This window comes from Sphingomonas natans (genome assembly GCF_030546695.1).
GTDB lineage: Bacteria > Pseudomonadota > Alphaproteobacteria > Sphingomonadales > Sphingomonadaceae > Sphingomonas_I > Sphingomonas_I natans.
Genome location: NZ_JAUOTP010000004.1, coordinates 266476 through 283747, shown reverse-complemented (window position 1 = coordinate 283747; position 17272 = coordinate 266476). Strand labels below are relative to the sequence as shown.

General features: G+C 67.6%; 23 protein-coding genes. 5 read left to right on the top strand and 18 right to left on the bottom strand.

The window, feature by feature from the left end; all coding sequences use genetic code 11:
* Window positions 1-4 precede the first annotated feature (4 nt).
* Together Q4F19_RS10955 and Q4F19_RS10950 are read right to left on the bottom strand one after the other, a co-directional pair.
* Window positions 5-1270 (bottom strand): EAL domain-containing protein, encoded by a 1266-nt coding sequence (locus Q4F19_RS10955; protein WP_303542466.1) that lies wholly within the window; start codon window positions 1268-1270, stop codon window positions 5-7.
* 115 nt (window positions 1271-1385) lie between these two features.
* Window positions 1386-2216, bottom strand: a complete 831-nt coding sequence (locus Q4F19_RS10950) for a TrmH family RNA methyltransferase (RefSeq protein WP_303542464.1) — start codon at window positions 2214-2216, stop codon at window positions 1386-1388.
* A gap of 146 nt (window positions 2217-2362) precedes the next feature.
* Between Q4F19_RS10950 and Q4F19_RS10945 the strand changes: the two genes are divergently transcribed.
* A complete protein-coding gene (locus Q4F19_RS10945) occupies window positions 2363-3559 on the top strand; it encodes a DUF2252 family protein (RefSeq protein ID WP_303542462.1) in 1197 nt (398 codons plus the stop codon).
* A gap of 6 nt (window positions 3560-3565) precedes the next feature.
* Here Q4F19_RS10945 and Q4F19_RS10940 read toward each other — a convergent pair whose 3' ends face one another.
* From Q4F19_RS10940 to Q4F19_RS10915, 6 genes are all read right to left on the bottom strand, one after another.
* Window positions 3566-3841: an HPr family phosphocarrier protein gene (locus Q4F19_RS10940; RefSeq protein WP_303542460.1), complete on the bottom strand. Its 276-nt coding sequence runs from the start codon at window positions 3839-3841 to the stop codon at window positions 3566-3568.
* Window positions 3838-4245, bottom strand: coding sequence for a PTS sugar transporter subunit IIA (locus Q4F19_RS10935; protein ID WP_293974234.1), 408 nt, complete (start codon window positions 4243-4245; stop codon window positions 3838-3840). The genes Q4F19_RS10940 and Q4F19_RS10935 overlap by 4 nt, the downstream gene beginning before the upstream one ends.
* 10 nt (window positions 4246-4255) lie before the next feature.
* Complete coding sequence (gene rapZ / locus Q4F19_RS10930; protein WP_303542452.1) at window positions 4256-5182, bottom strand: RNase adapter RapZ; 927 nt, start codon at window positions 5180-5182, stop codon at window positions 4256-4258.
* A complete protein-coding gene (locus Q4F19_RS10925; protein WP_303542451.1) occupies window positions 5179-5622 on the bottom strand; it encodes an HPr kinase/phosphorylase in 444 nt (147 codons plus the stop codon). The genes rapZ and Q4F19_RS10925 overlap by 4 nt, the downstream gene beginning before the upstream one ends.
* 163 nt (window positions 5623-5785) lie before the next feature.
* Window positions 5786-7348 (bottom strand): sensor histidine kinase, encoded by a 1563-nt coding sequence (locus tag Q4F19_RS10920; RefSeq protein ID WP_303542450.1) that lies wholly within the window; start codon window positions 7346-7348, stop codon window positions 5786-5788.
* Window positions 7317-8021, bottom strand: a complete 705-nt coding sequence (locus Q4F19_RS10915; RefSeq protein ID WP_303542448.1) for a response regulator transcription factor — start codon at window positions 8019-8021, stop codon at window positions 7317-7319. Before Q4F19_RS10915 ends, Q4F19_RS10920 begins: the two co-directional genes overlap by 32 nt.
* Window positions 8022-8130: 109 nt before the next feature.
* Here Q4F19_RS10915 and Q4F19_RS10910 point away from each other — a divergent pair, with 109 nt between their 5' ends.
* A complete protein-coding gene (locus tag Q4F19_RS10910) occupies window positions 8131-9114 on the top strand; it encodes a GGDEF domain-containing protein (RefSeq protein WP_303542446.1) in 984 nt (327 codons plus the stop codon).
* A 3-nt stretch (window positions 9115-9117) separates the two neighbouring features.
* Here Q4F19_RS10910 and Q4F19_RS10905 read toward each other — a convergent pair whose 3' ends face one another.
* On the bottom strand, window positions 9118-9582 hold the full coding sequence (locus Q4F19_RS10905) for a hypothetical protein (protein WP_303542444.1): 465 nt from the start codon (window positions 9580-9582) through the stop codon (window positions 9118-9120).
* A 208-nt stretch (window positions 9583-9790) separates the two neighbouring features.
* Here Q4F19_RS10905 and Q4F19_RS10900 point away from each other — a divergent pair, with 208 nt between their 5' ends.
* Window positions 9791-10300 (top strand): hypothetical protein, encoded by a 510-nt coding sequence (locus tag Q4F19_RS10900; RefSeq protein ID WP_303542442.1) that lies wholly within the window; start codon window positions 9791-9793, stop codon window positions 10298-10300.
* Window positions 10301-10342: 42 nt separating this feature from the next.
* On the opposite strand, the gene Q4F19_RS10895 is transcribed toward Q4F19_RS10900, so the two are convergent.
* From Q4F19_RS10895 to hisB, 6 genes are all read right to left on the bottom strand, one after another.
* The gene (locus Q4F19_RS10895) at window positions 10343-10729 is read right to left on the bottom strand and encodes a hypothetical protein (protein ID WP_303542440.1); all 387 of its coding nucleotides are present in this window, start codon (window positions 10727-10729) and stop codon (window positions 10343-10345) included.
* 81 nt (window positions 10730-10810) lie between these two features.
* Window positions 10811-11809 carry an acyltransferase family protein gene (locus Q4F19_RS10890; RefSeq protein WP_303542797.1) on the bottom strand — a complete coding sequence of 333 codons (999 nt, stop codon included), beginning with the start codon at window positions 11807-11809 and terminating at the stop codon, window positions 10811-10813.
* 116 nt (window positions 11810-11925) lie between these two features.
* Entirely contained in the window at window positions 11926-12696 is a 771-nt protein-coding gene (gene hisF, locus Q4F19_RS10885; protein ID WP_303542438.1) for an imidazole glycerol phosphate synthase subunit HisF, read from the bottom strand.
* Window positions 12697-12871: 175 nt separating this feature from the next.
* Window positions 12872-13609, bottom strand: coding sequence for a 1-(5-phosphoribosyl)-5-[(5-phosphoribosylamino)methylideneamino]imidazole-4-carboxamide isomerase (hisA, locus tag Q4F19_RS10880; protein ID WP_303542436.1), 738 nt, complete (start codon window positions 13607-13609; stop codon window positions 12872-12874).
* The gene (gene hisH, locus Q4F19_RS10875) at window positions 13606-14244 is read right to left on the bottom strand and encodes an imidazole glycerol phosphate synthase subunit HisH (RefSeq protein WP_303542433.1); all 639 of its coding nucleotides are present in this window, start codon (window positions 14242-14244) and stop codon (window positions 13606-13608) included. Before hisH ends, hisA begins: the two co-directional genes overlap by 4 nt.
* Window positions 14234-14830: an imidazoleglycerol-phosphate dehydratase HisB gene (gene hisB, locus Q4F19_RS10870; protein ID WP_303542431.1), complete on the bottom strand. Its 597-nt coding sequence runs from the start codon at window positions 14828-14830 to the stop codon at window positions 14234-14236. The genes hisH and hisB overlap by 11 nt, the downstream gene beginning before the upstream one ends.
* Window positions 14831-14917: 87 nt before the next feature.
* On the opposite strand from hisB, the gene Q4F19_RS10865 reads away from it, so the two are divergent.
* Window positions 14918-15397 (top strand): SspB family protein, encoded by a 480-nt coding sequence (locus tag Q4F19_RS10865; protein WP_303542430.1) that lies wholly within the window; start codon window positions 14918-14920, stop codon window positions 15395-15397.
* Here Q4F19_RS10865 and Q4F19_RS10860 read toward each other — a convergent pair.
* From Q4F19_RS10860 to Q4F19_RS10850, 3 genes are all read right to left on the bottom strand, one after another.
* Window positions 15381-15566: a hypothetical protein gene (locus Q4F19_RS10860; RefSeq protein WP_303542428.1), complete on the bottom strand. Its 186-nt coding sequence runs from the start codon at window positions 15564-15566 to the stop codon at window positions 15381-15383. The two genes, Q4F19_RS10865 and Q4F19_RS10860, sit on opposite strands and share 17 nt — an antisense overlap.
* Window positions 15567-15616: 50 nt before the next feature.
* Window positions 15617-16108 (bottom strand): PilZ domain-containing protein, encoded by a 492-nt coding sequence (locus Q4F19_RS10855; RefSeq protein WP_303542425.1) that lies wholly within the window; start codon window positions 16106-16108, stop codon window positions 15617-15619.
* 79 nt (window positions 16109-16187) lie between these two features.
* Window positions 16188-16631: a DUF1810 domain-containing protein gene (locus tag Q4F19_RS10850; RefSeq protein WP_303542424.1), complete on the bottom strand. Its 444-nt coding sequence runs from the start codon at window positions 16629-16631 to the stop codon at window positions 16188-16190.
* Between the two features lie 90 nt (window positions 16632-16721).
* Between Q4F19_RS10850 and Q4F19_RS10845 the strand changes: the two genes are divergently transcribed.
* Window positions 16722-17243 (top strand): NUDIX domain-containing protein, encoded by a 522-nt coding sequence (locus Q4F19_RS10845; RefSeq protein ID WP_303542421.1) that lies wholly within the window; start codon window positions 16722-16724, stop codon window positions 17241-17243.
* The last annotated feature ends 29 nt before the right edge of the window (window positions 17244-17272 follow it).

Sequence of the window (17272 nt, the reverse complement as noted above, 5' to 3'; positions counted from 1 at the left end):
TTATCTATCTTGCGCGGGCGAGGCGGCCGCGCAGCAATTGGTGCGATGTCGTCATCGGCGCGCTCGCATTCGCGCTCTCGGACTCGAGATAGGTGACGAGCCGGTCGAAGGGCAGGGGGCGCGACAGGTGGAAGCCCTGGAGCATGTCGCAGCCCATGACCTGCAGCAAGGCAAGCGCCTCGGGCGAGTCCACGCCCTCGGCGGTCACTTCCATCTCCAGCGCATGCGCGAGTTCGATCGTCGAGCGGACGAGCAGCGGGTCGCGCTGGCCGCTCGCCAGCCGCGAGATGAAGATCTTGTCGATCTTGAGCTCGCTCACCGGCAATTGCTGCAGATACGCGAGCGAGGAGAAGCCGGAGCCATAATCGTCGATGGCGAGCTTGATCCCCGCATCGGCGATCGTGCGCAGATTTTCCAGAGCGCGGGCGGGATCGGCGATCATCGCCGTCTCGGTGATCTCGAAGCCGATATCGCCCTGCACGGCGGTGAACAGCATCAGCGTATCCCAGGCGAAATTGGGATCGGCGATCATCACGCCTGATATGTTGACGTCGATCGGCAGCTTGTGGCCGAGCTTCAGCAGCCGTCCCTGATCGGCGATCGCGCGGCGGATCACCCACTCGGTAAGCTTGGTGATATCGCCGGTTTCCTCGGCCAGGCCGATGAAGCGATCGGGCGGGATCATGCCCTCGGTCGGGTGGTTCCAGCGGACCAGCGCCTCCAGCGCCGCGGTCTTGCCCGATCGTGCGCGGATCTTCGGCTGGTAATGAAGCTCCAGCTCGTCCTCGCGGATCGCCTTCTGCAGCCCGCACATGAAGGTGAGCCGGCTGGCGAAGGCGGATTCGTCTTCGGGCAGCGCGATCGCGATCAGCTTGTGCTGCTCGTTGGCGCGGGCCAGCGCGCTTTCGGCGCGGCCGAACAAAGCCGCCATATCCTCGTAGGGATGCGCTTCGGCAGCACCCATCCGGACGCAGAGACTGAATTCATAGCCGCCGATGTCGATCGGGCCGCTGATCGCACCCGCCACCGCATGGAGCTCGGCTCTGAGATCCGCGCCCGGCGTGCAGGCGAGCATGACCTCTACATAGTGTCGGTCGCCGCGCGCGGAGATGCAGCCCGGAAGATCGCTGACTTTCTCCGCCACCGTGAGCAACAAATTGGTTGCCGACGCATAGCCCACGGTCCGTTTGAGGACCTCGAAGCGCACGATCTCGATGAGAGCGAGGACCCTGCGTTCGGTGTTGGGCGGCAAGGTGGCTGGGGATACCATCTTTCCCTCATGCCACCGCAACCCTGATCAACCGTTAACGCTACGTCGGTTCTAAGCCTTCTCAAGGCATTTCAAGCCCTTGGTGACCTGGCAAGACAGCGACAACTCGCCTCGATCAGGCAGTCTCCCGGGAGGCGGGCGGCCGGACCCCGTCGATCCGGCCAAGCACCTCATAGGCCATCACGGCGCAGGCGACCGCGGCGTTGAGGCTGTCCGCCTTGCCCCGCATCGGGATCTTGACGCGGACGTCGGCCGCCGCGGCATAGTCGGCCGGCAGACCCTGCGCCTCATTGCCGATCAGCAGGAACGTCGGCTTGCCATAATCGGGTACGCGATAGTCGACGCTCGCCTCGAGATGCGTCGCCACGAGCAGCCCCGGCCCCGCGCGCAGCCAGGCGAGGAAATCGGGCCAGCGCGCCTGCGCGATCCTCTGGGTGAACATCGCGCCCATGCTCGCGCGGACCGCCTCGACCGAAAAGGGATCGACGCAATCGTCGATCAGGATCAGCCCGCCCGCGCCGACTGCGTCGCCGGTGCGCAGCATCGTCCCCAGATTGCCGGGATCACGCAGCGATTGCGCGACCAGCCAGATCGGCGCGGCGCTGCGATCGATCCGCTCCAGCCCCGTCTCCGGCTGGGCATAGACGCCGATCACCGTCTGCGGATTATCCTTGCCGGAAAGCTTGTGGAGGATGTCGCGCGTCGTTTCGATCGCCTCGCCGCCGGCCGCCTCGACCTTGGCGATCAACCGGCGCGCGATCGGGTGGCCGGCGCCGTCGGCGGCGAAGAACAGCCAGAGCGGCAGCACGCCCGTCTCCTCGGCCTCGGCGAGGATGCGCAGCCCTTCGGCGAGGAACAGGCCTTCATCCTTGCGGTGACGCTTGTCGCGCAGGTTGCGCACGCGCTTGACGAGCGGGTTCGAGTAAGCGGTGATCTCGCGGGGCATAAGCGGCGTTTAGCGGGCCGGCGTCGGGGCGTCGATGCGATCCGCCAAATCGGCCGCCTGGCTCAGCTGCGAAAGATTTTTCCGAGCAGGACCAGCCATTTCCCGCGCCGCGCGTTGAACGGCAACGATCGGGCAATGGAGTGGCAATGGAGCGGATCAACCAACAGCGCGTGCGCGAACTCGAACAGAGCCGCGCGCTCAAGATGGCGCGATCGACCCATGCCTATGTCCGGGGCAATACCGCGAAATTCTACGAATGGCTGGCCGTGTCGCCGCCGGCCAAGCGCCTGCCCGCGGGCCCAGCCATCTGGATTTGCGGCGATTGCCATCTCGGCAATCTCGGGCCCGTGGCCAATGCGGAGGGCAAGGTCGATATCCAGATCCGCGATCTCGATCAGAGCGTGATCGGCAATCCCGCGCACGATCTGATCCGCCTCGGCCTGTCGCTCGCGACCGCCGCGCGTGGCTCGGATCTGCCGGGCGTCACGACCGCGCAGATGATCGAGCAGATGGTCGAGGGCTATGGCCTCGCCATGGCCGAGCAGAGCGAGGCCGTGGCGCCCGAGCCCAATGTCGTCCGCCTCGTCCGCCGCCGTGCGATGGGGCGGCGCTGGCGGCATCTGGCCGAGGAGCGGCTCGACGATGTCGAGCCGACGCTGCCGCTCGGCAAGAAATTCTGGGCGCTCACCGAAGACGAGAAGGCCGCGCTCGAAAATCTGTTCGACGATCCCGCGGTCGCCGCGATGATCCTGTCGCTCAGCGGGCGGAACGGCGACGATCGGATGCGCCTCGTCGATTCCGCTTATTGGAAGAAGGGCTGCAGCTCGCTCGGCAATCTGCGCTTCGCCGCGCTGGTTTCGATCGGCGGCACGCGCAAGAGCCCGTCCGAATATGCGCTGATCGATCTGAAGGAAGCGACCGCGGCGGTCGCGCCGTCGTCGCACAAGCAGCAGATGCCGCGCGATCATGCCGAGCGCGTCGTCGCGGGCGCGAGCGCGCTCGCCCCCAATCTCGGCGAGCGGATGCTCGCGACCCGCATCCTCGATCGCCCGATCGTGCTGCGCGAGCTGCTGCCGCAGGATCTGAAGCTGGAGATCGACCAATTCTCGCGCGCCGAGGCGACGCGCGCGGCGCGCTATCTCGCCTATATCGTCGGCGTCGGGCATGCGCGCCAGATGGATGCCGGCGAACGCCGCGATTGGGGCCGCGCCATCGCCCGCCACCAGAGCGCAAGCATCGATGCGCCGACCTGGCTATGGGACAGCGTCGTCGATCTCACCGCGAGCCACGAGGCCGGCTATCTGGAGCATTGCCGCCGCTACGCTTTGTCGCAGGCGGCCTGAGGCTAGTTATTCCTCGCCGAACTTGGCTTCCACCAGCCCGCACAAGGCGTCCAGCGCCTTGTCGGCGCCGTCGCCGCTGGCGCGGATCGTGACCGAGTCGCCTTGCGCGGCGCCGAGCATCATCAGCCCCATGATCGATGTGCCGGCGACGCGGTTGCCGTCCTTGGCGACCTCGACCGCGGCCGATTGCGCGCTGGCGAGCGTCACGAACTTGGCACTCGCGCGCGCATGGAGCCCGCGGCGGTTGCTGATCAAAACGGTGCGCTCGATCTCGCCGGTCATGCGGCCGCCTCGCCGAGCACTTCGGATGCGACCGAAATATATTTGCGGCCCGCCTCGCGCGCTGCCGCCACTGCTGCCTGCACCTTCATCATCTTGCGCGCGCCTTCCAGCCGGATGAGCATGGGCAGATTGACGCCGGCAATCACTTCGACGCGACCGGGCTCCATGAGCGAGATGGCCAGATTCGACGGCGTGCCGCCGAACAGATCCGTCAGCAGGATCACGCCCTTGCCGAGATCCACGGCGGCCACGGCACGCGCAATGTCGGCGCGACGCGCCTCCATGTCATCGTCCGGGCCGATGCAGATCGCCTCGATCGCCTGCTGGGGACCGACAACATGCTCCATCGCTCGCACGAATTCTGCCGCGAGCTGACCATGAGTCACCAGCACCAGTCCGATCATTTACTCACCGTCACGTCGCTGTTTCGCCAGCCTCAGGCTTTCCCTCCATCGCGTCCGACGTTCGATGCGCCAGATCACGATGCGCGATGGTGGGGGAAAAACCGGCGTTGCGCAACCGGCGCCCGATGCGCGTCGCGACATGGACCGAGCGATGCCGCCCTCCGGTGCAGCCGATCGCGATATTGATATAGGATTTTCCCTCCCCGGCGTAGCGCGGGAGCAACAGCAGCAGCAGATCCTCGAAGCGCGACACCGCCTCCTCATAGACCGGATCGCCCATCACATAGGCCGCGACATCGGCGTCCAGCCCCGTGCCGGGGCGCAATTCGGGCACCCAGTGGGGATTGCGCAGGAAACGGCAGTCGAAGACGAGATCGGCGCCGCGCGGCAGCCCGCGCGAATAGCCGAACGAGGTGACGTGGAGCGTCGATTCCGCGGCGGGGCCGGTGGCGAAACGTTCGCGCATCTCCTGCTGGAGGCTGTTGGTCGTGTGGCTGCTCGTATCGATCAGATAATCGGCGGCATCGCGCAGCGGATCGAGCAATTCGCGCTCCTGGACGATGCCGTCCTCGGCGGGGCGGTCGAGCGCGAGCGGGTGCCGCCGACGCGTCGCCGAATAACGCTGGACCAGCACCGCGCCCGAGCAATCGAGAAACAGGATCTCGATCGCGAGCCGCGGGCCGCCGCGCAGGCTCTCCACGCGCTTGAGGATCGCTGCCACGTCGAAGCCGCGCGTGCGGCTGTCGATGCCGACCGCGAGCGGGCGGTCATCCTCGACATCGCCCGGGGGCGGGGGGCTCGCCAGCAGCCGGTCAACGAGCGCGAGCGGCAGATTGTCGCTCGTCTCCCAGCCCATATCCTCGAGACTCTTGAGCGCGGTCGTCCGCCCCGCACCCGACATGCCGGTGACGAGCAGGACGCGCTTCGGATCGCTCATGCCGGCAGTCCGTAGAGAGCGAGGCCGCGCTCGACCTTGATAGGTGCCGACGCCTCGAACGGATCGATCGCCAGCATCGGCACGGGCAGCCCGGCTACGGCGAAGGTCGGCAGCGTCTCGGGCGGCATCCGCTCGCCCGCCGGGCCGAGCAGGATGCAGAGCGCGATCGGCGCGTCCGCCGCCGCGGGCAGAGTCAGGATGCCGAGCCCGCGCACCTCGATCTGCCCGGCGATCGTCGCCGGTGCGCGGCCGATCGCGCGCCCGTCCACCGCGCGCACCTCGACCCCGTCATCCGCCACCAGCGCCGCACCGCGATCGATCAGGCGCAGCGCCAGATCGGACTTGCCCGCGCCCGACGCCCCGAGGATCAGCACGCCGCGCCCGCTGATCGCGACGCAGGTGGCGTGGAGGGTCTCGGGAGCTGGCGGAATCATCGGCATGAGACAAGTCTCCCCCCGCTCATCCTGAGGAGCCCCTGAGCCCGTCGAAGGGGCGTCTCGAAGGACGGCCGCGACGGTGCCGATCCTTCGAGACGGGACTTCGACAAGCTCAGTCCCTCCTCAGGATGAGCGGGATAGGGAAAATCCGGAATGTCGATATTCCCTAACGCTGCGCTGCGGGGATGCGGATCGTGAAGCGCGCGCCCTGCGCGTCGCCCTCGCGATCGCTCACATAGATCTTGCCGCTATGCCCTTCGACGATCGCCTTGGCGATCGCGAGCCCAAGCCCCGAATGCCGCCCGAACTCCTCGCCCTCGGGGCGGATCGAATGGAAACGGTTGAAGATCGCCTCGCGCGCATGTTCGGGCACGCCGGGGCCCTCGTCCTCCACGCGGACGACGATCTCGTCCTGATCGCGCGTCGCCGCCACCTGGACGAGCCCGCCGGGGGGCGAGAAGGAGATGGCGTTGTCGACGAGATTCTCGATCGCGCGCGCCAGCCGGTGGCCGTCGCCGAAGATCAGCGCGCTCCCCCGGTTCGGCCGCGCAAACGCCAGGCGCACGCCGTGGTCCAAGCCGCGCTCGTCGCGCGCGGCGACGAGCAATTCGATCATCGCGCCGAGATCGATCGTCTCGAAGCGCGCGCGGGAGAGCTGCGCGTCCATCCGCGAGGCTTCGGATATGTCGGTGATGAGCCGGTCGAGCCGGCCGACATCGTTGCGGATGATCGCGATCAGCTTCTGACGCAGCTCGGCATCGCCGACGAGATCGAGGCTGTCGACCGCGGAGCGGAGCGAGGCGAGGGGATTCTTGATCTCGTGCGCGACATCGGCGGCGAAGGCCTCGGTCGCGTCGATCCGCTGGCGCAGCGCCTGGCTCATGTCGGAAAGCGCGCGCGCAAGCGTGCCGATCTCGTCGCGGCGCGCGGGCAGGCGCGGCACCTGCACTTCGCGTGATCGCCCCAGCCGCACGCGGTGCGCGGCGATCGCCAGCCGCCGCAGCGGCCGCGCGATCGTGCGCGCGAGGAACACCGAAAGGAAGATCGAGAGCGCGGCGGTGCCGAGCAGGACGATGCCGAGCCAGAAGCGCTCGGCGCGCACCGTGCGGACCACGTCGCGCTGGTTGGTCGTCATCAGCAGCACGCCGCCGCCCGGCACGCGCGTCGCCGCCGAGATGACGGGGGTCCGGTCGGGCGCGCGGCGGACGTGCGATTGGGCGTGCCCGGTCCGGTTCGCGGCCAGCGCCTCGGGCCACGCGCCCAGCGTGTCGCGGGCCGGCTCGATGAAGGGTTCGGGCACGTCCGCGCCGACGACCTGATCGATCGCGCGATCCAGCGCGCGCGCGACGTGGCGCTGCCACTGCTCGCTGGCAGGATCGCGCAGCTCGTAGGTCGCGGGGCCCGCGCGCCAGCCATCGACGGGCGGGGCGTTGCCGCCGGCATAGAGCCGGAACCGGCTCTCGTTCGCCTGGCCTAGCACGGCGAGCAGGCGAGGGCGATTGGCGGTGGGCGCGACCGCGATCGCGCGCGCGGCCATCTGCACCTCGGTTTCGGCCTGGTCGGTGCGTTCCTCGATCAGCTGGCTGCGATAGGAATCGAGATAGAAGAAGCCTCCCGCCAGCACGATGAGCGCGAAGATGTTGACGGCGAGGATGCGGGCGGTGAGCGAAAGCCGGCCGAGCCAGCTTTCCAGCCCGTCATTCCTCCGCGAAACGATAGCCGATACCATAGAGCGTCTCGATCGCCTTGAATTCCGGATCGACGGCGCGGAACTTGCGCCGGAGCCGCTTGATGTGGCTGTCGATGGTGCGATCGTCGACATAGACATCGTCCTGGTAGGCGGTGTCCATCAGCTGGTCACGCGACTTCACGATGCCCGGGCGCTGGGCCAGCGTTTCGAGGATCATGAATTCGGTGACGGTGAGCGTGACTTCAAGCCCCTGCCACAGCACGCGGTAGCGCGCCGGATCCATTTCCAGTCGGCCGCGCACGATCTTCTCGGCCGGCGGCTCCTCGCCGCCCTCGGGCTTGGCGCGCATTTCGGAACGGCGCAGCAGCGATCGGATGCGCGCGATCAGCAGCCGCTGGCTGAACGGCTTGGTGATATAATCGTCGGCGCCCATCGCGAGGCCCAGCGCCTCGTCCAGCTCGTCATCCTTCGATGTCAGGAAGATCACGGGCAGCGCGCTCTTCTCGCGCAGGCGGCGGAGCAGCTCCATCCCGTCCATGCGCGGCATCTTGATATCGAGCACGGCAAGGTCGGGTGGATTGTCGATCAAGGACTTCAGCGCCGCCTCGCCGTCCGAATAGACGCGGACGGTGAATCCCTCGGCCTGCAGCGCGATCGATACCGATGTCAGGATATTGCGATCGTCATCGACGAGCGCGATCGCTCCGGCCATATGTGTTGTTCGTCCCGTTGCCGCGGCGCCGTCCTATCCGAAGGGCCGGTCCGCCTCAATGGCAGGCGCGGCTCATAAAATATTAGGACTGATAACGTAACGAGACGTCGTGCATCACGATCCTCGCCTCGGCGCCGCGCTTCGCGCGGCCAAGCTCCCCGACGGACCCGGCTGGATGGCCCGGCTCCGTCATCGTCTCGGCTTCGGCGCGAAAGCGGCGGCGCCGGTCGAGGTCGAGGGCATCCTGCCGCCTGCGGACGACGAGGCGCTCCTGACGCTGATGGCGCCGAGCCCCGGGGTCGAGGCGCTGACGCGCCTGCTCGAGGAGCTGATCGTCTCGGCGCAGATGCGGATCGATGGCGCGGTCCTGCTCGTCGGCCGCTCCGCCGACGAAGCCGAGGCCTATCGCGAGGCGCTGGCGACCGAGGCCGAGGCGCTCATCGGCTCGACCCTCGGCGATCAGGTGACGGCGGCGCTCGTCGGCGTCACGCGCAACATGGTCGCGCGCGCGCGTGGCGCCGAGGAGAAGTTGCGGAGCATGGGCGCCGAGCTGGAAACGGTGCAGCGCGATCTCGCCGAGGCGCGTCAATCGGCCGAGCGCGATCAGCTGACCGGCCTGCCGAATCGTCGCGCGCTGGAGGCGGCTTTGCTGCGCGCGGTCGAGGGCACGCGCGCCGCCGATCAGGCGCTGTCGCTGGCTTTCTGCGATATCGATCATTTCAAGCGGCTCAACGACACGCACGGCCATGCGCTCGGCGATCGCGTGCTGCGTCTCGTCGGCGATTGCCTCACCGACGGTGCGGGCGCGGACGCCTTCGTCGGACGTCAGGGCGGCGAGGAATTCGTCATGCTGTTCGAAGGCGTGCCCCTCGACGAAGCCGCCGCGCGCGTCGATGCGATCCGCGCCGAGCTCGCCACGCGCGACTTCAAGTCGCGCACCAATGAGACGCCGATCGGCCGGATCACCTTCTCGGCCGGCGTCGCCCAGCTGCGTCCCGACGAGCAGGGCGACGGCCTGCTCCATCGCGCCGACGAGGCGCTCTATCGCGCCAAGGACAAGGGCCGCAACCGGATCGAGCTCGACCGCGGCTGACGCTCAGACGCGGCACTTCCGCGCGACGGCCAGGCCGCGCAGGAAACCGCGCCGCGCATGGCCGGCGCTGATCGCGGCATTCAGCCGGCGCTCGGCCGGCGCGGCGCCCGAAATCTCGCGAACGAGGCTGCGGAACGGCACGAGCCCGTTGACGAGCGTCTTGCCCCCGGCCTCGGCGAGCTTGCCCGCGCGATTCTCCTGCGTGTTCGCCCCCACCCTGAAATCCGGCCCGAGCACCGCCGACAGGCTGGCGAGGCTGGAACGCAGCTGCGGACAGCTCGTCATGCCCGCCGTGGCGTAGGGGTTGACCGCGGCGCGCTGCAGAACCGGCGGAATCTCGGTCTTCTTCGCGCCGACATCGACGACGGGGCGCGAGGCGATCTGGCCGCCGCGCTGGATGACCTGGCCCGTGCCGGACTGGGGTTGCGCGGCCGCCTGGGCGGCGAACAGGATAAGTGTCGTGAGCATGGCGGCAAATATGTCCGAGCGCGGATATTGTTCCGGCCGGTCAACGAGACCACCGATATCGTCGCCACGCGCGTTCGTTTCGGCATTCCATGCATGATCCTGCGGCATGCGACGTTGGTCTAAATCCGGCCGCCGCCGGGCAGCCGGGCAAGATTTCAGAAAGGACGATACGCCACCGCCAGAACAGGTTTCCGGGAACCCGAACATAATGTCCGTCTCTTTCAAGCCGCCGAAGACGCTCGATCTATTGGTTCAATGGGACGTGTCGCATCTGCGCAAGGCGTCCTTCCAATGCGGTCTCGACAATGCCTGCGCGACCGTGCGGGTCGTGGGCGGAGGGGTCTGGCGCGAAGCCGACGCGCAACTCTATTTCACGCAGCAGCGGCGCATCATCGATGAGGCGCGGAGGCGCTTCGGGGCGCTGCGCGTGTTGTTCGACGTGCGCGACTGGGTCGTCGAAAATCCGCAGTCCGTTCTCCAGTTCCAGGCGATGAACGCCGAAATCTACAAGCCGGAAGATCGGCTCGCGGCGGTCGTGCGGTCTTCGGTCGACAAGCAGCATCCGCGTGCGGCCCTGGCCGTCGGGACGCGCGAGGTGTTCATTTCGGCCAACGCCGCGGAGACCTGGCTTCAGGCCTATGCCACGGGTGGCGATGCCCGGGACGCTGCCCCGTCGACCGCCGCGCTCCACGCCACCTTTCCATCGCGATCCCGGTAGCCGCCGCGTCCGGCGGCAAGCGGCGCGCCGCGATCGCCCGCGCTAGCCGGCTCGCTCGGTCACCGCGCCGTTCAGCCATGCCATCGCGTCCGGCAGATGCTCGAAAATGGCGATCTCCGGGCGACCGATGATGCGACGGATCTGCTGCCGGATGATCGGACTGCCCGCCACGACCGCGAGCCGATCGGCGCGAGGCACGCCGGCGACGTGCTGGCTGAAGGCCGCGATCACCTCCTGCGACTGAACCGCACAGTCGGTCAGATCTATCACCATGCGGTAACCCCCGAAACTTATCGAGGGGCGCCGGATCAGCCGTTCGGCCTCCTGCGCATAAGCTGCGACCTGGCCGAGGCCGAAAAAGCCGCTGAGCGTGGCGACGATGCGATTTCCGGCGGCGTTCGTTTCGAGAGCATAAGTGCCGGTCGTCATCCCGCGCGCCTAACCGCCAAAGGTTAACGGGCCGTGTCGTTCGGCAAGCGCCCAAGCGCCAGCGGCAAAGCAGCGCCAGTTCTACGAGTGGATTGCGGCATCATGCCGACGGCGGTTGATCCAGGCTCTGAGAGGCTCATCGTAAACGCGTACTACCAGGAGAGCGAGCGCGGCCAGCAGGGAGATCAGGACGATCGTGAGCGGGATTCCGGGCTGCCACGCTTGTCGCCGTGCAAGCGTCCCGAAGAAGAGGACGAGCGGCACATGGATCGCATAGAGCGCATAGGACATGTCGCCCAGCGCTCTGCCGATCGCGGGTCTCTTCTTGAAGGCGGAGCTTCCGAAGTGAACGAGCGCCGGGAAAGCCGCGAATACGCAAGCGATCTCGTAGAAGCGTCCCACCGGACCCGGGATGGACGGAAGCAGGAGCAGCACCAGAATCAGGACGATGACCCACGAGGGTATCGACCGCCGCCGCGTCGCGTTCTCATGGAGCCGCTGCAGTGCCATGCCTGTGAAGAATGGGAAAAGCGTGCGCGGAAAACCCCCTACGAATGTCGGCCAGGTCGAGCCGATATCGAGAGAGCCGAGGATCGCATCGGCTGTCAGCAGGGCCAGTCCGGCACAGGCGACGATCGCCAGCAGCCAGCGCGTCGATAGCCGCCCGCGCATGATCGCGAACAGCGTGTTCGCGACGAACAGTTCGAAGAAGAGCGACCAGCCGGATTGCATGAGCGGAACGATGGATGGCGAACTCCCGGCCGTCGGGGACGGGAGCATCATCAAGCCGGTGACGACAGCTATGCGGAAATCGGAGGGGAGCATTTCGTCGAAATCGAGCAGTCCCAGGCTGAGAACGATACCCAACAGATAGAGCGGGTAAAGCCGGATCGCCCTGCGTATCAGGGGCTCGCGCGATGGCATTCGTGCGGCCCCCGCGACATCGTAGCGCAGCGCCAGGACAAACCCGCTCAACAGGAAAAACAGATCCACGGCCAGATAGCTGAACTGCGTCCTGATCGGCCCGAACATCTCGCTATAGTGGCGATAGACCACGAAGAGCGCCGCCACGCCGCGCATCGCATCCAGTGTGACAAAACGCCGTCCCATGGCGATCCTAGCTGCGCATCATCGGCATAGGTGCTGAAATGCCCGTTTCGCAAAGCATGCGAAAGCGGAAGCGGGGTGCCGGGCGGCTATGCCAAAGGGCGCCGCACGGGCAAACCCGCCGCGGCGAGCGCCGCATGCGCCTCCGCCACCGTATGCTGGCCGAAATGGAAGATCGAGGCGGCGAGGACCGCGCTCGCATGGCCGTCGGTGACGCCCGCGACCAGATCCTCGAGCGTGCCCACCCCGCCGCTGGCGATGACCGGCACCGACACCGCCTGCGTGATCGCGCGGGTCAGCGCCAGATCGTAGCCGCCCTTGGTGCCGTCGCGGTCCATCGAGGTGACGAGCAGTTCGCCCGCGCCGAGCGACGCCAGCCGCACGGCATGTTCGATCGCGTCGATCCCCGTCTCGCGCCGGCCGCCATGCGTGAAGATCTCCCAGCGCCCGCGGCCGACCGCCTTGGCATCGACCGCACCGACCACACATTGCGCGCCGAAGCGATCGGCCAGCTCCGCGGCGAGCTCGGGCCGCGCGACCGCCGCGCTGTTGATCGCCACCTTGTCGGCGCCCGCCAGCAGCAGAGCGCGCGCATCCTCCACGGTGCGGACCCCGCCGCCCACGGTCAGCGGCATGAAGCAGACCGCCGCGGTCCGCGCGACGACGTCGAGGATCGTGCCCCGATCCTCGTGCGTCGCGGTGATGTCGAGAAAGCAGAGCTCGTCCGCGCCGGCCGCGTCATAGACCTTGGCCTGCTCGACCGGATCGCCAGCATCAGCGAGGTCGAGGAACTGCACGCCCTTGACCACGCGCCCGCCGGCGACGTCGAGGCAGGGGATGACGCGAACGCGGACGGTCATCGCGCCGCTTCTGGAACGGAGAAAAAGAAGGGTCTCGCGCAGAGCCGCAGAGCCGCAGAGATGGACGTGCATGGTTCGGCCGTCAGGCCCATCATCATCGGCCGCGACAGGAAACTGGCGCCGCGCGCCGGGCGCAACGCCTCTGCGTCTCCGCGTCTCTGCGTGAACCCCTTTTTCACCGTCCGCCCCGCGCCACGCGCAAGGCGTCGGCGAGATCGAGCCGCCCATCGTACAGCGCGCGCCCGGTGATGACGCCCTCGATTCCCTCCGATGCGCTGCGCGCCAGATCGACGATGTCGACGAGACCCGCGACCCCGCCGCTGGCGATTACGGGCATCGCCGTCTTGCGCGCCAGCGCCACGGTCGCGCGCGTGTTGCAGCCCTTCAGCATCCCGTCGCGCCCGACATCGGTGAACAGCAGGGCCGCGACGCCGACATCGACGAAGCGGTTGGCCAGATCGGCGGCGGTCAATTCCGAGACTTCGGCCCAGCCGCGCGTCGCGACCATCCCGTCGCGCGCGTCGACCGCGACGACGATGCGGCCGGGGAGGTCGCGCGCCGCCTCACGAACGAGCTCGGGATCCTCCAGCGCCGCCGTGCCGATCACGATCCGTGCGACGCCGAGCTCCAGCCAGCCGTCGATCGCGGCGCGCGTGCGGATGCCGCCGCCCAATTGCACCCGGCCGGGGAAGGCGGCGACGATCGCGCGCACCGCCGCGCCGTTGACCGACTCGCCCGCAAACGCCCCGTCGAGATCGACGACGTGGAGATGGTCGGCCCCGGCCTCCGCGAAGAGCAAAGCCTGCGCGGCCGGATCGTCGCCATAGATGGTCGCGCGATCCATATCGCCTTCGGCGAGGCGCACGACATTGCCGCCCTTCAGGTCGATGGCGGGAAAGACGATGATGCTCAAGGCTGCCACTCCAGGAAGCGGGCGAGGAAGCCCAGCCCATAGGCCTGGCTCTTCTCGGGGTGGAACTGGACGCCCAGCATGTTCGCGCGGCCGACCGCGGCGGTGATCGCCCCGCCATGCTCGGTCGTCGCCAGCAGATCGGCGGGATCGTCGGTGTGGAAGGCGAAGCTGTGGAGGAAATAGGCCTCCCCGCTCTCGATCAGCGGATGGTCGCGCTCGATCCGGACGTCGTTCCAGCCCATGTGCGGGATGCGGATGCTCTCGTTGGGCGAGTCCATCTTGGCGACGGTGCCGGGGATCCAGCCGAGCCCCTCGTGCCGGCCGAATTCCTCGCCCGCGGTCGCCATCAATTGCATGCCGACGCAGATGCCGAGAAAGGGGCGGGCGTTGCGGATCACCGCCTCGTCCAGCGCCTCGACCATGCCGGGAATCGCCGAGAGCGCGCCCATGCAATTGGCGAAGGCGCCGACGCCGGGCAGCACGATCCGGTCGGCGGCCGCGGCGACCGCAGGATCGGCGGTGACGAGGATGTTGCCCGCGCCGGCGGCGCGCAGCGCATTCTCCACCGAGTGGAGATTGCCCGCGCCATAATCGATCAGCGCGAGGCGGTCGGAGGCCGCCCCCCTAGAGGCCACCAAGGGTGCCCTTGGTCGAGGGGATCTGGTCGGCCTTGCGCGGATCGATCTCCACCGCCTGCCGCAAGGCGCGGGCGGTCGCCTTGAACAGGCTCTCGCAGATATGGTGGTTGTTCCGGCCGTAGAGCGTCTCGAGGTGCAGCGTCATGCCCACTTCGCCGGTGAAGCTCTGGAACCAGTGCTCGACCAGCTCGGTATCCAGCTCGCCCAGCTTCTCCTGCGTGAAGCCGGATCGCCAGGCGAGGAACGGGCGCCCCGAAATGTCGATCGCGGCGCGCGAAAGCGTCTCGTCCATCGGCGCGTAGCACAGACCATAGCGGGTGATGCCGCGCCGGTCGCCGAGCGCCTTCGCCACCGCCTGGCCCAGAGCGAGCGCGCTGTCCTCGGTCGTGTGGTGCTGGTCGATATGGAGATCGCCGTCGACCTTCAGCACGATATCGATCAGCGAATGGCGCGAGAGCTGCTCGATCATGTGATCGAGGAAGCCGATCCCCGTGGCGATCGTATAGGTGCCGGTGCCGTCGAGGTTGACGACGACCTCGATCGCGGTCTCCGCGGTCTTGCGGCTGATGGTGGCGCTGCGCATGCGCAGCCGACTAGACGGGGAGCGCGCATCGGGCAATCCGCCTCTCGCGTCTTGACCGGATCAGCCCCCGCGTTCAGGTGAGGGCCGATGAGCGAGACTCCGCAAGACAGCCTGATTCCCTACGACGAGATCGTGCAGGACGCGCTGCGCGCGGTCGTCGGCCGGGTGCTGGGGCAGGTCGAGCAGACCGGCCTGCCCGGCAACCACCATTTCTACATCACCTTCAAGACCGGCGCGCCCGGCGTCGATATCCCGCGCCACCTGACCGAGCGTTATCCCGACGAGATGACGATCGTCGTCCAGAACCGCTTCTGGGATCTGCACGTCACGAAGAGCGGCTTCGAGATCGGCCTGTCCTTCAACCAGGTCGGCTCCAAGCTTTCGATCCCGTTCGCCGCGATCACCGCCTTCCACGATCCGGCGGTCGATTTCGCGCTGCACTTCTCGGCGCAGGCCGACGATCAGCAGCCGGAAGAGATTGCGGTCGCCGAGAATGATCCGGTCGTCGCGCGCCCGGTCGAAGATGGCTCGAACGTCGTCTCGGTGGATTTCACCCGGAAGAAGTAGTTTCCGCGCGGACGATCGCGCCCGCGCGCGCTTCTTCCTCTTCGCTCAGTTCCGGTCCGCCTTCGGGCTCGCCTTTGCCTTCGCCGGCATTGGCGGACGTCGCCGGCGTCGCCGGCACGTCCTCCTTGGGCGGATGCGATCCTTCGATGGGTTGCGCGATCGGGTTCATGGGCCGTCTCCTGTTCGCCTCCGCCACGAACGCACGGCGCGGCGGAAGGATCAGGCTGTCAGGATGCGGATCAGCGCGGCGGCGAGGATGACGACCGCCAGCAGGGTACAGGCGAGGAGGATCAGCGCGCCGAGCCGCTCGCGCTTCGCGCGCCGGCGATAGCCCTGCTTTTCGGCTTCCTCGGGCGTAAGCGGTTCGCTTCTGCTCGCGGTCTCGGCGAAGCTCAGGCTTGCGGCGATCGTCTCCTGGACGATGTCGGCGGGCACGGGGGTCAGGAACTGGCAGCCATGGCCGAGCCCGCGCTTGCGGACGACGCGCGCGTCGACGAAGCCGATCCGCGCCAGCTGCAGCCGCACCGTATCGCCGGGGCGCAGCTCGGACGAGAATTCGGCGAGGAAGCCGGTCTCGGAGATATTGTGGATGATGATGTCGAAGCGGCGGTCCTTGCCGACCAGCATTCCGTCGAGACGATTCGCCAGGAAACGACGCGATCGCCGTGCGTCGCTGCCCGCGTCCAGATCGAGTTTAGCCAGAAACGGCACGGCTCTGTCCCCCTCCGCGATCATCGGATGATCCCGGTTGCGCAATTCCTACAGGATATGGTGAAGGCATCGCAAACGACTAAGGAATTTCGCGAACTTCCTCGATTATGGCGAGCGTCATCGCATCGGCGGTGCCGCCGAACCAACGGTCGAGCGCGCGTTGGAAGACGCGCATTTCGGGTGCGGCGCGGCCGAACAACGTCAGCGAGGAGCGCAGCTTCGTCGCATCGATCGCGCCGAAGATGGCGACCATATCGTCCTGCTTTCCCGCCTCGAGCGCGGCGAGACATTCGATCAGCCGCGCGCCGAGAATGGGATGCGCGAGATAGGCGCGCGCCTCGGCGAGCGAGCCGATCGCATAATGGCGCGACATCGCACTGTGGCCGAGCCCGGCGATCTGCGGGAAGACGAACCACATCCAGTGGCTCCGCTTCCGGCCCGCCTTCAATTCGGTCAGGGCCGCGGCATAGCTGTCCTGCTGTGCGGTGACGAAGCGATCGAGATCGAAGCCGGAAGACGCCATTGTTTGCAAACACCGCACAAAGCGTGAGGTTGCGGACACACATCCCCATTTCGGCGTTGGACGTGCGGGCGAGGAACAGGGAGCGACCGCATGACCCATCCCCGCAGTGCGGGCGTCCTTCTGTATCGTCGCCGTCCGGCGGGCGTGGAGGTTCTGCTCGTCCTGCCGGGCGGGCCTTATTGGCGCCGTCGCAACGAGGGCGCCTGGCAGATTCCGAAGGGCGCGATCGAGCCGGGCGAGGAAGCGATCGAGACCGCCGTGCGCGAGCTTCACGAGGAATTGGGGCTGTTGCTGACCGATAGGCCGCGATCGCTCTGCACGGTCCGGCAGGCGGGCGGGAAGCGCGTCGAGGCGTTCGCCGCCGAACGCGACTGGGATGTCGCCGATCTCGTCAGCAACGAGATCACGATCGAATGGCCACCGCGATCGGGCAAGATCATCACCGCGCCGGAAGTGGGCGAGGCGCGCTGGTTCGCCTTGGACCGAGCCGAGGAGATGATGCTGGCGAGCCAGCGCCCATTCCTCTCGGCGCTGGAGCTGATGCTGCACTCGGACGAGAGCGACGCGATGCCGTCGCCCGTCATCGCTGGACCTGTGCCCGAAAGCCCCTAATCTACCCGCGGGCGCGGTCCTCGCGCTGC